General features: G+C 39.7%; 13 protein-coding genes. 8 read left to right on the top strand and 5 right to left on the bottom strand.

Annotated features, from left to right (window positions below):
- Positions 1-7: 7 nt before the first annotated feature.
- Positions 8-430: an Hsp20/alpha crystallin family protein gene (locus tag M5U24_RS12505; protein ID WP_099326917.1), complete on the bottom strand. Its 423-nt coding sequence runs from the start codon at positions 428-430 to the stop codon at positions 8-10.
- Positions 431-854: 424 nt separating this feature from the next.
- Here M5U24_RS12505 and M5U24_RS12500 point away from each other — a divergent pair, with 424 nt between their 5' ends.
- From M5U24_RS12500 to M5U24_RS12480, 5 genes are all read left to right on the top strand, one after another.
- Positions 855-1250: a PAS domain-containing protein gene (locus M5U24_RS12500; protein WP_099326918.1), complete on the top strand. Its 396-nt coding sequence runs from the start codon at positions 855-857 to the stop codon at positions 1248-1250.
- Positions 1251-1370: 120 nt separating this feature from the next.
- Positions 1371-2651 carry a dihydroorotase gene (locus tag M5U24_RS12495; protein WP_157820806.1) on the top strand — a complete coding sequence of 427 codons (1281 nt, stop codon included), beginning with the start codon at positions 1371-1373 and terminating at the stop codon, positions 2649-2651.
- Positions 2645-3325 (top strand): NYN domain-containing protein, encoded by a 681-nt coding sequence (locus M5U24_RS12490; protein ID WP_099326920.1) that lies wholly within the window; start codon positions 2645-2647, stop codon positions 3323-3325. Before M5U24_RS12495 ends, M5U24_RS12490 begins: the two co-directional genes overlap by 7 nt.
- Positions 3309-3713 (top strand): VanZ family protein, encoded by a 405-nt coding sequence (locus M5U24_RS12485; protein WP_099326921.1) that lies wholly within the window; start codon positions 3309-3311, stop codon positions 3711-3713. Before M5U24_RS12490 ends, M5U24_RS12485 begins: the two co-directional genes overlap by 17 nt.
- A 175-nt stretch (positions 3714-3888) precedes the next feature.
- Positions 3889-5919 carry a tetratricopeptide repeat protein gene (locus M5U24_RS12480; RefSeq protein ID WP_099326922.1) on the top strand — a complete coding sequence of 677 codons (2031 nt, stop codon included), beginning with the start codon at positions 3889-3891 and terminating at the stop codon, positions 5917-5919.
- Here the strand turns inward: M5U24_RS12480 and proB are convergent.
- Positions 5916-7058 carry a glutamate 5-kinase gene (gene proB / locus M5U24_RS12475; protein WP_164994981.1) on the bottom strand — a complete coding sequence of 381 codons (1143 nt, stop codon included), beginning with the start codon at positions 7056-7058 and terminating at the stop codon, positions 5916-5918. The two genes, M5U24_RS12480 and proB, sit on opposite strands and share 4 nt — an antisense overlap.
- A gap of 49 nt (positions 7059-7107) precedes the next feature.
- Positions 7108-8457 carry a chromosomal replication initiator protein DnaA gene (dnaA, locus tag M5U24_RS12470; RefSeq protein ID WP_164994980.1) on the bottom strand — a complete coding sequence of 450 codons (1350 nt, stop codon included), beginning with the start codon at positions 8455-8457 and terminating at the stop codon, positions 7108-7110.
- Between the two features lie 729 nt (positions 8458-9186).
- On the opposite strand from dnaA, the gene M5U24_RS12465 reads away from it, so the two are divergent.
- The 3 genes from M5U24_RS12465 (at position 9187) to M5U24_RS12455 (ending at position 12626) form a co-directional block, all read left to right on the top strand.
- Positions 9187-9900, top strand: coding sequence for a tetratricopeptide repeat protein (locus M5U24_RS12465; RefSeq protein ID WP_099326581.1), 714 nt, complete (start codon positions 9187-9189; stop codon positions 9898-9900).
- Positions 9901-10081: 181 nt separating this feature from the next.
- The gene (gene hpt / locus M5U24_RS12460) at positions 10082-10633 is read left to right on the top strand and encodes a hypoxanthine phosphoribosyltransferase (protein ID WP_157820720.1); all 552 of its coding nucleotides are present in this window, start codon (positions 10082-10084) and stop codon (positions 10631-10633) included.
- Between the two features lie 151 nt (positions 10634-10784).
- Positions 10785-12626, top strand: a complete 1842-nt coding sequence (locus M5U24_RS12455; protein ID WP_099326579.1) for a radical SAM protein — start codon at positions 10785-10787, stop codon at positions 12624-12626.
- 226 nt (positions 12627-12852) lie between these two features.
- On the opposite strand, the gene M5U24_RS12450 is transcribed toward M5U24_RS12455, so the two are convergent.
- Together M5U24_RS12450 and M5U24_RS12445 are read right to left on the bottom strand one after the other, a co-directional pair.
- Positions 12853-13092, bottom strand: coding sequence for a hypothetical protein (locus tag M5U24_RS12450; RefSeq protein WP_099326578.1), 240 nt, complete (start codon positions 13090-13092; stop codon positions 12853-12855).
- On the bottom strand, positions 13089-13286 hold the full coding sequence (locus M5U24_RS12445) for a type II toxin-antitoxin system HicA family toxin (protein WP_099326577.1): 198 nt from the start codon (positions 13284-13286) through the stop codon (positions 13089-13091). Before M5U24_RS12445 ends, M5U24_RS12450 begins: the two co-directional genes overlap by 4 nt.
- Between the last annotated feature and the right edge of the window lie 2 nt (positions 13287-13288).

Below are 13288 nucleotides of genomic sequence, written 5' to 3'. Positions count from 1 at the left end.
AGGGTTATTATTGAATTGCAATACGTTTTGGTTTCTCTGACTCCGCACGGGGCAGAGAGATTACCAGAAGGCCATCTATATACTCTGCTCTGACCTGATCAGATTCTACGTTAACCGGTAGTCTCAATGTCCTGTCAAATTTGGATGCAGTACGCTCAATACGGTGGTAACTGACATTTTCGCCGTAGTCGATCCTGCGTTCTCCGGATAGCCGTAATATGTTGTTTTTTACCTCTATGTTCAGATCCTCCTTCTTTACCCCTGCTAATTCTGAAACGAGCACCAAATCGCCATCTTTTTCAAAAATATTCATCGGCGGATACACCCCTCTACTGGTCGTAGTATTCTCAAAAAAACCCGTGTCGCGCGCCAGGTCCATTGCCTCCTGAAGCCCTAATAATGTTTCCAATGTCCTTGATAATGGTAACATGACAAATCCTCCTTTCAGTTTCAGAAAAAATCAAATTACTTGACACATCAAAAATAACTCAATACATTTATACAAGAAAACCGGTTTTTCCCTTTCTGACAATGCTTATCGCAACAAATGTGCCAAATTATATAAGTTATTGCTATTTCTAATGTTAGTATATTCTGTCTGTAGAAAAAACATAATATTCCGGGAAAATGGGAACGGTTATTCCCTTTTGTGTGGATTTATATTCCCAAATCAGTTATCATTGTGCGTAAAGACGATGTACTCTTGTGTCAAATGATGGGTAATATCAAAATTATGTGTTCTGTGCTAATGCAGGATGCATTTAAATCGATATACAAGAAACAACACACAATATTATGTTATGACTGTTTGGGAAATACTTGTCTCACTCACCTAAAATCTCATCAATGCAGGTATGAATAAAAAAAAGAATTCTGTTCAAAAATGGCTCGTTCCGTATAACGGCGATAAGACCGATGTTCCGCCTTATTTCTTTACCGATGATGGAAGCATTGACAAATCTATAATAGATAACCTTGATTCAGATGTTATTCTTTTGGACAGAGATCTCAACATTGTACTGATGAATAAGGCAGCGGAAAAGACATGTGGTGTGAGTTTTCACGAAGTAAAAGGTACCAACTATATGGCGTTACGACTGAAATCCTTAGAACAAGAGCTGTCAAAGAACTTGAATAATGTCCTTCAAACGAAGAAAACCTTTAATATTGATGTAAGGACGACCATGATATACACCCATACGATCAAAATCCAGACCATCAAAGAGGTAAAAAGTCCGCTCGATTTCTGAGGAATTCTATGTAGACCAATTAAGGTGCATATCAACCGTTTCAGAACCTACTCTGATAGAAAGGGTATGATCACTGGATGGATAGAAAATAAGAACCTTTACTATTTCAGATTACACAAAATGAATGCATTATTAATAAAAGGCGGTTATGTAGTAGACCCTGCTTCCGACTTTGAAGGATACGCTGACGTTCTTGTAAAAAATGGGAAAATAGAGGCGGTGTCACCCAATATTACCACCAACCCCTCTGTCAGGATTATTGATGCAACGAATAAACACGTCATCCCAGGTCTGATAGAGTGCCATGTTCATTTTCGTGAACCAGGGCTTGAATACAAAGAAGATATCAGAACAGGCTCACGCGCCGCTGCAAAGGGCGGATATACGACAGTGATTTGCGAGCCCAATACAAACCCGCCTATCGATTCCCCCGCCATAGTGGATTTACTCACGGAAAGAATTTTAGAAAAGAGCATAATAAAAGTGTTTGCCAAGGCATGCATTACAAAAGGTTCATTAAGTGAAGAGTTGACGGACATTGCCGCCCTTGCTAAGAATACCCGTATAAAAGCATTATCGGACGACGGCAATCCGGTATTCAACGATGCTTTAATGTGCAAGGCTTGCGAGCTTTCAGTACAACATGCTATTATTATTAGCCCACATTGCGAAGACTCTCCATTTTATTTGAATAAGATAAAAGACATTCCCGGCGCAACCCGTTTCCCAGGCGAACCTTATTCACACGAAACCGATTTTGCCAGGCGTGACATCCGCTTTACGGAACAAGCAAAAGGCCGTCTGCATATTTCCCACATAAGCCTGAAGGATACCTTGGCAGCGATACAACAAGCCAAAGAAAGAGGCATAGGAAAATTCACTTGTGAAGTGACCCCCCATCACTTATTATTGGACAACAGCTTCCGGGATAAAGACGGAAATATGCCCAGGACAAATCCTCCCTTACGGTCCCGTATGGACGTGGAAGCCATGCAAAACGGCTTGGCAAGCGGTATTATTGACGTCATCGCAACAGACCATGCCCCGCACACCGACGATGATTTAAAAAAAGGCGCTACGGGCTTTGTGGGACTCGAAACCGCCCTTGGCGTATTGCTTACTAAACTGGTACATACCGGTATCATTACTTTTAAGGAACTTATCATAAAAATGTCCGTCAATCCTGCACGCATCTTTCAAATAAACGGCGGCAGTCTTGCTGCCGGCATGCCGGCAGATATTACCATAATAGATAAAAACAAGGAATGGACGGTGGACGTTAACGTTTTTGAATCAAAGGGCAGAAACTGCCCCTTTCACGGATGGAAACTAAAAGGACAGGTTTTGACTACTATTGTTAATGGAAAGGTCGTTGTTGATAACTACAAAATAGAATGCTAATCATTATTGACGGCTATAATCTTATCTTTTCCGTGCCGGAATTGGAAAAACATGTGGAAAGGAATTTTATTGAAGCGGTGCGCGATTATGTAATATCCTTCCTCTCACAATACCGGCAGGAAAAGCACTACGATATAATCGTTGTATTTGATGGCACCTATTCAGAAACAAGCTTACCGAGAAGACTGGTTTCCGGGGGGATAAAAATAATTTATTCCAAAACGGGCGTCAAAGCGGACACCGAAATCATGAACATTGCCAGCCATGTGAAAAATCCGAAAGACGTATGTATTGTAACCTACGATAATGAAATAAAAAGACATGTTAAAAAATGCGGCTGCCGGATTTTGGACCCAAAATCACTGTACAGAGAAATCTACGATGTACTCTTTAAAGAGAATAACCAAAAACCCTCAGAACCTGAAAGTAAATGGAAAGGACCTACAGAAGGTGACGCTAAATCGTGGGAAGGCGTTTTTAAGGAAGTCACCCGTGAAGAGGTCGATTTCCACATAAAAAAAACCGGTTTGGCAAACATAAAGAAAAAACAGGTGCAAGTAACATTTGAAAACACCTGTAAAAATGAACATCAGGAAGACTCTCTCCCTGACAATAATACACAATACTGGATTCGCCTCTTTGAAGGATTAGAAAACAATGACCAAAAAAATTAAGATTCACTGGGGTATAAAATGTGCACTGGCATTTGGGTATGCATACGGCATTTATGTAGCATCATCCACAGATACCTCTTCAGTCTCCTTGCCAAACCATATCGACAAACTTATCCATTTTGTTGAATATGGGATATTATGTTTGTTCGTCTGCTGGGTTGTTTCTTCCTTTCAAATCAAATCCGCGAAGATGTTTTATCTGTTAGCCTTCGGTATAACCTCATTGTATGGTATGTTCGATGAATTCCACCAGTCATTCATCCCCCATCGTTCCGCGGATGTACTCGACTGGCTGGCGGACACTGCCGGTGCGGCTACGGCATGTTTTCTATGGCATGTTTTTATCCGTAAAAATAAGGCCAGCAACCGCTTATTGACAGACAGATAATAGCCTTTAGTACCTTATCAGTAATTTCTTTGCACACTTCCATTCGTCAGTGCGTGCTTTTTGGCAAAATATTTAATGGTGAAATACGAATATTTAATTTTTTTATCTGTGCAATTTATGTAATCTGTTGTTCCGCCTTTCGTAATTTTTTTCCAGGATTTCGCGAGTTTTTTCAATGAACGCCAGGTATTTAAAGTTTGTTTCTCCTGCCATCCTCATTTTTCTATCGGGATTTTTGTATCTCAACTCATTGCATAACGATTTTGTTTATGACGACGCATACATCATCAAGGAAAACCACTTCATTACCTCACTAAAAAATTTCCCTAAATTATTCCATAAAGATTATTTTTATGTTTCCGGAGAACTCAGTTACCGCCCTATCGTCACCATAACTTATTTTATTGACCATGCATTGTGGAATCTTAAACCCTTTGGCTATCATTTAACCAATACGGTACTCCACACCATCAACGTATTCCTATTTTTCCTCTTTACTAAATGTATTTTCAAGAACCTTCGGCAGGCTTTCATCGCTACGCTGTTCTATCTATCGCATCCTCTGTTAACGGAGACGGTTAATGCAATTTGTTACCGGGAAGATATACTTGTTTCAATTTTTTTCCTTTTAGCGTTTATTTTATTCCTGAAAACAAAAAACCACAGGCAAAGCCACACAAATAGCCACTTTACCCTTTGTTATTTTCTCTCTTGTCTCGCATACCTCATCGCCCTTTTTTCAAAAGAAATGGCGATTACATTCCCAATCCTTATTGTAATCTTCGATCTTTTGTTTTTATCTCAAAACGAAAAAAAATCTGATTCCTTAGCCCCTCTTGCAAAAAAAGTTGCTCGTTTCATGCTCTTTTACAGCGGATATATTTTTGTTACAGGTGTCTATATCTTTCTGAGATTTTTTGCCCTCAGTAATAACTTAAAAACGATAGAAATCTATCCAACAAATATTGCCACCATGACAAAGGTAGTGGCATATTATCTAAAACTTATTTTTTTACCTGTCCCCCTTAACGCGGATTATTACGTACCAGGGCATTTATCTTTTACGTTATCGTTATTTGTGGCTGCCTTGCTGATTACGTGTTTCGTTGTTATTTTTGTACGTTTCTTACGAAGGAATAGATATGTCATTTTTTTTATTTTATGGTTCTTTATCACACTTTTGCCGGTGCTTGGCATTATCCCCATCGGCAACATTATGGCGGAAAGGTATTTGTATGTGCCGATAATCGGCCTTTGTTGCACAATAAGCTATTCCTTTTTGAATAGAAAATTGTCTTATCCTATTGTTGTTGTTTTTGGCGTTATTCTGCTCTGTTTTCAAATTGGAGTGATACACAGAAACCGTATCTGGCGTAACGACGCTACACTATGGTTTAACACATTTCAAAGAGAACCGAAAAGCGCCAGGGCATGCGGCAACCTGGGCAATGCATACTTTAATAACCTGCGGTATGAGGAAGCAATCAAAATGTACCGGCAGGCGCTTGCCCTGGAACACAGCTATCCATTTATCCATTTTAATCTGGGGGCGGCTTATGAGAAAATTAGCCTTGTTGACAAGGCAATAGAAGAATATAAAGCGTCCATCTCAAATCTTAACGATAATACGCTTGCATACAACAATATTGCTATGATCTATGATAAACGAGGACGCCATGATTTGGCTGTCGAAACCTATCTCCTTGCATTAAAAGATAATCCCTATGTACCTTTCGTACACAACAATCTTGGGAATACCTATGAATACACCGGCAACAAGGAAAAGGCACTCGCTGAATACAGGGAAGCGGTAAAACTCGATAACAATTATGCGGACGCCCATAATAATATGGGCGCTGTTTATCTGAAAAGCGGAAACGTTGATATGGCCATTCGTGAATTTGAAAAAGCCATTTATTCAAAACAAGGGCATGTTGATGCGCATTACAATCTGGGAATTGCGTATGCGTCAAAAGGCCTTTTTAAAGAGGCGTCGGAAGAACTAAAACTTTCCCTTCAATATAATCCAAACGACTATTCCGTATACAGGGACCTGGGCGTATTATATTATCAGCACTTTAAAGATATCGATACGTCCCTTTATTATTTAAATGAATCAATCCGCCTGGCGCCGAATCTCGCAGAAAAAGAAAAGGTCGGCAATATAATAAAATCAATTATGACAGCAACTATTGACGCCCCTTAAATCAAAACCAGGTTGTCCCGATGAATAACCTCATCATAGGATTTATAGCCCAGAATCTTGTGAATCGAAGAGGCGCGGCATCCCTTGATTTTTTCTATCTCCTCAGAAGAATAATTGGTTAATCCTCTCGCAAAAACGCCATCATTTTCACCTTTACAAATCGAAACAATATCTCCTTTCTCAAAACCGCCTTCAATCGAAACAATGCCGGATGCAAGAAGGCTCTTCCCCTTCTTCGACAGGGCAGAACAGGCGCCTTCATCAACGAATACAACGCCTTTCGATTTCTTTGAATACCCTATCCATCGCTTTCGGCTTGTCAGTTTTTCATTTTTTGGAAGAAACAACGTCCCGATATCCTCATACTGAAAAATCTTTAGCAACACATTTTCATGTCGCCCGTTGGCAATAATCACTTTTTCACCGGCATTCGTCACAATTGATGCAGCTTCCAACTTGGTACGCATCCCCCCCACCCCTCTCAACGTCTTGGAATTGTAAGCCATTTGTTTGGTTTTATGAGTAATGTGTTCCACTACAGGGATAACATGCGCCCGGCTTTCTCCTTCGGGTTGTTTGTCATACAACCCATCAACTGAAGAGAGAATAACCAGCAGGTCTGCGTCAATAAGATTAGTTACTAATGCGGACAATTCGTCATTATCGCCAAAGGCAATTTCATCGGTCGAAATAGTATCATTCTCGTTTACTACAGGAATCGCATTCATTCGGAATAATGTATGGATGGTATTGCATGTATTTAAATATCTTTTCCTGTTTTCGAAATCTTCCCGTGTAAATAAGATTTGTGCTGCATGATATCCATGCGATTTAAAAAAACTATCATACGTGCTTATTAATTTGCTTTGGCCAATGGACGCAACCGCCTGCAGCTCAGGAAGCGTACCGGGTCTCTTTTGCAACCCCAACTCGCCCATACCGCATCCGATTGCGCCGGAACTTACCACCGTTACATTAAAATTTCTTCTTTTTAACTCTACGACCTGTTCGGCTAACCCTTTTATCTGTTTATTGTCCAAATATCCCGCATTGTCAGTTATCACGCCGGTGCCTATTTTAATAACAATCTTTTTTGTGTCTTTTATGTATTCGTACCGTATGTCTGATATTTCTTTCACAATATTTCCCGTGACGATTTAGATTTTTCGAAAGTTTTTCACCGGAGCTTCACTTTTTTGCCTTTTTAATTTTTTCCATAAGCATATCGAGGAACGATTTAAACTGGTCATCTTTTTTCAATTCTTCGTTTATTTTTTTTATCGCAAATATCACTGTCGTATGTTTCTTGTTGCCAAAATAATTCCCTATTTGCTGATACGACCAATCCAACTGATTTTTTATTAAATACATGCATATCTGACGCGGAAACGATACCGTCTTCGCCTTCCGGCTCGAATGAAGGTCACTGCGGCTTATGTTAAAATGCCGCAACACCGCACCCTCTATCTCCTCCACCTTTACTACCTTGTCGTCGCCGTAAAAGAACTCCTTCAACACATCTTTGACAAACGCAATGTCTATCTTTCTGTCATTAAACCTGGCATGCGCCGTCAACGTCACCAAGGCGCTCTCCACCTCTCTTACACTATCATCAAACTTCTCCGCAATATACTCCAGCGCCTCCTCCGGAAAATACACATCGTACTTCGATGCCTTCGTCCTTAATATCAACAACCTCGTCGCATACTCCGGCCTCTCTATGCGCGCCACCATACCCGACATAAACCGGCTCGCCAAATTCTCCTTCAACTGGCTTATCTGCTTCGGATGGGCATCGCTCGCAAATATTATCCTCTTTGACGAATCATACAACGCATTAAACGTATGCAAAAACTCCTCCTGCACTCCCTGCTTGTTGGATAAAAAATGAACGTCATCTATCAGAAATACGTCCACATTCCTGTATCTCTGCCTAAATGACTCCATCTTCCCTTTCTGCAATGCATAGATAAACTCATTCGTCCACTTCTCCGCAGACATATACACCGCATTCACCGTCTGCTCTTTCCTGACCCGATTCCATATCCCCACAAGCAGATGTGTCTTCCCCACCCCTACATTCCCATGAATAAAAAGGGGATTAAAGGGCGGATACTCCTCCTTTATCATTTCAAGGGCCGCCGTATATGCAAGCCGGTTATTGGGGCCTATCACAAAATCCTCCAGCAACAAACCCTTGTTTAACCCCAGTGCTTTCCTCCCAGTATACGCACCCTTCTCATCAACAACATCAGGCTTTTCCGGCAATACGATCTCTTTCTCCTGCTTGTTGTCCAGTATAAACCGTACATCAAGGTCGCTCCTCTTCAGAAACCGCCCTATGTCCTCTTTCAACAAACCGGAAAAATTCTCCTGCAGCCACATCTGGGTAAATACGTTAGGAACGGCAATGCTTGCGTAAGCATCACCTATTGACTCAAGACGGGTATTTTTGAACCACAGATTGAATCGTAATGGGCCTAATTTCTCTCTGACATTCTCAAGAATATCATCCCATATTTTTGAACAAGGTTCCATTGTGATTCCTAATTTCTTGTTGCTTGTTTTGGTTGGATTGTGAATACGCAATCGTACGCGAAGGATTGAGATAGTATCAAAAGAGTTTTTATGTGTCAAAAAAAAACCGGTGCTTTTTTTACCCAAAATTTTTGGCATACCACTGAAACGAATGCAACCCTTGCAGGTATCACATAGTTAAACAAAATGCCCGCTACTTCAAAAAGATGGAAATAATTTTTTTTCTCTCACTTCCTCACCACACTTTTTTATCGCCGTTGTATTTGAGGTTCCATAAGTCGTATCAGTACATCATATTATCGCTGCTTTGCCTTCGCGATATCCATTTACCCCTCCAAGTCGCTCCGCAAATTATCCCGCGCACAGTTCCTGTTCTCTACCCTCTCAAAGCGGGAAATCAATTGTGGATAATATGTCAGTAACTTTCCTCACCCTTTGTATGGTTTCTTCTCGTTAATACCTTATTTGTAAGACAATACACCCCTTCCTATCTCTTCATACAATTACCTCTCCAAATGTGTTTATTGTATGTGCATTGTTTTGTAAATAACATGGATTTCTTCTTCTCTCTAATCAATCGTAGATTTATTTTTTCTTGCTAGTTTTCACAATAAAAAATATATCCTTTAAAATATAGCGTCTTGAGGTTAGAATATTTTTTTCTATAAAAAACTTTTATATGCTGTTTTTTAAAACGTCCCCTATTCTCTGGCACCCTAAAACCACATCATGTTTATACGTAAATTATCATACCTATCATTACTCTTTTGTATTTTAATTATCGGTTGCGGCAATAAAGCTGACTCGTTTAATAAAAAAGGGCTTTCTTTTTTTGAACAAAAAAAATACGATGAAGCAATTGACGCATTTAAAAAGGCATTGGAAATAAATAAGAATCACTATGATGCCCATTATGGTTTAGGCGTAGCCTATTACACAAAAGGGATGATAGACGAGTCGCTAACAGAACTAAAACGCGCTATTGAACTTAATCCTGAAGAGCCAAAGGTCCGCTATAACATTGCGTTTGCATATATGGCAAAGCAAATGACCATGGAGGCGATACAAGAATATAAAACGGCTATTGATTTATTTTCCTCTAAAAAAGACGTCAAAAAAGAAGCGGAGGCACACCTTTACTTATCGGTTGCCTATAGTCTGATGGAAAATCATGATGAAGCTCTTTTGGCATGTAAAAAAGCAATAGCGCTTAATCCGGAACTGGAAGACGGACACTATTTCCTGGGCGTCTGCTATTACAAAAATAATATGTATGATGAAGCAATTGCTGCGTTAAAAAAAACAATAATGCTGAATCCGAAAGCAGAAAAAGCACATAGTGTTCTGCATGTAATTTATGATAAACTTGGAATGGTTGAAGAGGCAACAAGTGAAAGGTTTATTTTACAACAGTTTACTCAGGAAAGAAGGAATCGAGATTAATCTCACAGCACAGCAAAATCGCAACGAAAGAGAACCACTCCTCTTTACCCTCCTTCACAAGGAGGAGATGCAAAACCCCCTACAAAAAAGAATTTTTTACAGAATAATACGATAGTATTACATTTATAAACCGTTTATTTAATTATCTGTTTATTCAACGAGTGTGTGGAGGATAAATGACGTGGAAAAGGATGTTGCACGGGTCGTAATCAGCGAGAAACAAATTAAGGAGAAATTAGTCGAATTATCAAATACTTTGATTAATACTTATCAAAATAAAGAATGGACGATTATTGCAATACTTAACGGAAGTCTCGTATTTCTTGCAGATTTGATTCGCCATATTCCTTTTTCAATAAGATTGGACACCATAGACGCCTCAAGTTATGGTGATTCGACTATATCGAAAGGGGAGGTCAATATTATACATAATTTTAAAATTGATATTGAAGGCAAACATGTTTTAGTAATAGATGACATTGTTGATACGGGAAATACGTTGAAAAAAGTTTTAGCAGATATTAAAAAATATGCCCCTGCTTCCTTGAAAAGCTGTGTGCTTTTAAGCCGTAGCGGAAGACGTCAAAATAAAATTAAACCTGATTATTGTTGTTTTAATGTGGGAGATGATTTCGTTGTTGGTTATGGCCTCGATTATAATAACAAATATAGAAATTTACCCTATATAGCAGTACTCAAAGACGAGTGCTATCGCAGAAACGGATGTCCTTAGACCTTGCATTATAAGTATATTGCCTGAATTCCGTCTCCTGCGGAATTTCACTGACAAACAAGTTTGGCAGTGCCACCCACCATACCGCTATTAAGATGTTATATTAGATTTCTCTAAAAACAGATGCGTTTAACGATACCTCTTGCATAAAATGTCATTATATACCATGGGCGATAAAAATGCCTGTCATCGCACAAAGAAAATAATGTTGGTGTTTCCACCGGATTGGTTTCCTTCTGAACCATATTTAAGCCTTCCCTCTCTTACTGCTGTCTTGCGGTCTGCAGGCCATCTTGTCGTTCAAAAAGATGTAAATCTTGAGATGTATGATTGGTTTTTCAGCAGTAACGGTCTTCAACTTATTTTTGAAAAGGCGCCGAAACAATTAGAAAGATTGAAAAATAAATCGGCGCTGTTAGGATTGGATGATAATGACAGATCAATTAAACAGGCATTAACCGGTTGTACAAAAGCCCGTATTAAAGAATTGTCGCAACATGCTGAAGAAGCAAAAAAGATCGTAACTTCCCCGGATTTTTTTGATGTAAAAAAACTTGAATGGGCTATCAATATTTTCCACGAAGTAACTTCCTTCATCTCACTTGTATACGCCCCTGCAATTATTCGCCTGCCACCAATGGAAACAACACTGCCCTATAACACTTTTATATCCTCAGAGCTTCTGAAAGCAATAAAAGATGCTCAGGTAAACGTTTACAGGGATGTTTATAAGCAGATTTTGCAACCGTCTATACACGCAGAAAATCCGGACATTATTGGAATTTCAATCGTTCTCAAGCAACAGCTTATATCTTCATTGACTTTTTGTTCACTTATCAAAGAAGATTTTCCACATATTCACATCACCATCGGCGGAAATACGATAACGCGGCTTCGTGACATATTGCCGGAAAAGCCTGATCTGTTTGCTGTTTTCGATAGTGCCATAGTCTTTGAAGGAGAAACCGCGTTGCTTAAGCTTGTTGAGACACTCGGTACTACACGAAATCTTGCAACCGTTCCAAACGTAATATTCAGAGATGCGTCAGGCATACATACTTCTCCATTAATAATGGCAGAAGATGTAACAAGACTGCTTGTTCCTGATTTCGATGGTTTGCCATTAGAAAAATATTTTGTCCCAGAATTAATCCTCCCTTACGTTGCCACAAGGGGCTGTTATTGGGGGCGTTGTAAATTCTGTGATCATGGAGAGGGGTATACCGCCGGCTACAGGGCAAAAAAGATCAGCCAGATTATTAATGATATCCATTATCTTCAAAACAAGTATCACACGCATAATTTTCACTTTCCCGACGAATCATACCCTCCGGCTTTATTTAAAAAACTCTCTTATGCATTGATAAAAAACAACATGAACATTGCATGGATGACCCATTTAAGATTTGAAAATAGTTTAACAAATGAAGAAATCTGGGAAACTGCTGCAAATGCCGGTTGCAAGTATTTGCATTTAGGCTTTGAGTCAGGAAGTGAACGGATATTAAAACGAATGGATAAGTCAACAACTACAAATATTATGCGCAAAATGCTTAAAATCTCTTCTAATGCCGGCATATGGAATCATGTAATGGGCTTTTTCGGTTTTCCGGGAGAGTCCTATGAAGACGCACAACAAACAATACAATTTCTGGAGGAAAATAAAGAATTTGTACATTCGATAGGATTCGGCACATTTGATCTCTGCAAGTATGCGCCAGTAACCAAAGAAAATAATACCTTTGGCGTTACCTACTATAAGAATCCTGAATGGGATCTTGCGTTAAATTATTATTACACGGTTGACGAAGGACTTGGTATTGAAGATTCAGAAAAATTACTAGAAGCATTTGAAAAGAATCATTATGAGGGATGGGATTTAAGGATATTTATCAGAGAATATGTGTTTTTATATGTGGCGCATTACGGGACAAACAGGCTTTATTCATTGCTTTGCAATTCTCAAAACAGGAACATTCCCGATTTTTTGTAACTCTTTACACCTGCCTGTCGGCACACTAGTACTGTACCACAAGCATCCTGCTTGTGATATTTGTAACTCGAGCCGGAAGCTTGAGTTACTATTACCCCTTAATTGCTTTTTTACAAAAAATCGGGAATGTACCCACCCGTGTTATGTTGCACCGTCATTATACGAAAAACCCCTAATGTCAAAGCTCACCAGCAACTACTTCGCCGCCTTCCGGTGGAGCGCCGTGTTATGCGATGCTTTGCATACGGTTTGCGAAGTCACGGCTGGAAGTAGCAGGAGGCAAAAGTATTCCTTCTTTCCGATACAGTTCGATGGCTTCCTCAACAATCTGACAAAGTTCTTCAAAGACCCGTTGCTCGTCATCGCCGTGACAACCTCCATAAATCAGTCCCGGCGCACTCCCTATATAACACTGATCTTCTTCGGACCATTCGACGATTTTCGCGTATTTTGCGCTGTCTTTCATTTTTTTAACTCCTCCAGTGCCAAGCGTACTGCTCGCACCTGATATTGCTTTGCATCGTCACCAGGTTTGCCTGAAATTGTAATAGGTTTAGGCACTTTTGAGTGGACAAAACTCCTATGGCTGCCTTTACCACCTCTATTTACGAAGCCTTCCTTTTCTAATTCAGCAATCAGTTCCCTTACCTTTGGAGGCATCA

Origin of the sequence: Candidatus Kuenenia sp., from assembly GCF_027493735.1 — a bacterium.
Lineage (GTDB): Bacteria > Planctomycetota > Brocadiia > Brocadiales > Brocadiaceae > Kuenenia > Kuenenia stuttgartiensis_A.
Note: the sequence above shows the minus strand (reverse complement) of the source record. Positions and strands in the feature narration are given on the sequence as shown.

Bases quoted from the DNA above. Each gene is read 5' to 3' on its own strand.
- M5U24_RS12505 (WP_099326917.1), bottom strand. From the start codon at position 430: ATGTTACCATTATCAAGGACATTGGAAACATTATTAGGGCTTCAGGAG.
- M5U24_RS12500 (WP_099326918.1), top strand. From the start codon at position 855: ATGAATAAAAAAAAGAATTCTGTTCAAAAATGGCTCGTTCCGTATAAC.
- M5U24_RS12495 (WP_157820806.1), top strand. From the start codon at position 1,371: ATGAATGCATTATTAATAAAAGGCGGTTATGTAGTAGACCCTGCTTCC.
- M5U24_RS12490 (WP_099326920.1), top strand. From the start codon at position 2,645: ATGCTAATCATTATTGACGGCTATAATCTTATCTTTTCCGTGCCGGAA.
- M5U24_RS12485 (WP_099326921.1), top strand. From the start codon at position 3,309: ATGACCAAAAAAATTAAGATTCACTGGGGTATAAAATGTGCACTGGCA.
- M5U24_RS12480 (WP_099326922.1), top strand. From the start codon at position 3,889: ATGAACGCCAGGTATTTAAAGTTTGTTTCTCCTGCCATCCTCATTTTT.
- dnaA (WP_164994980.1), bottom strand. From the start codon at position 8,457: ATGGAACCTTGTTCAAAAATATGGGATGATATTCTTGAGAATGTCAGA.
- M5U24_RS12465 (WP_099326581.1), top strand. From the start codon at position 9,187: ATGTTTATACGTAAATTATCATACCTATCATTACTCTTTTGTATTTTA.
- M5U24_RS12455 (WP_099326579.1), top strand. From the start codon at position 10,785: ATGTCATTATATACCATGGGCGATAAAAATGCCTGTCATCGCACAAAG.
- M5U24_RS12450 (WP_099326578.1), bottom strand. From the start codon at position 13,092: ATGAAAGACAGCGCAAAATACGCGAAAATCGTCGAATGGTCCGAAGAA.
- M5U24_RS12445 (WP_099326577.1), bottom strand. From the start codon at position 13,286: ATGCCTCCAAAGGTAAGGGAACTGATTGCTGAATTAGAAAAGGAAGGC.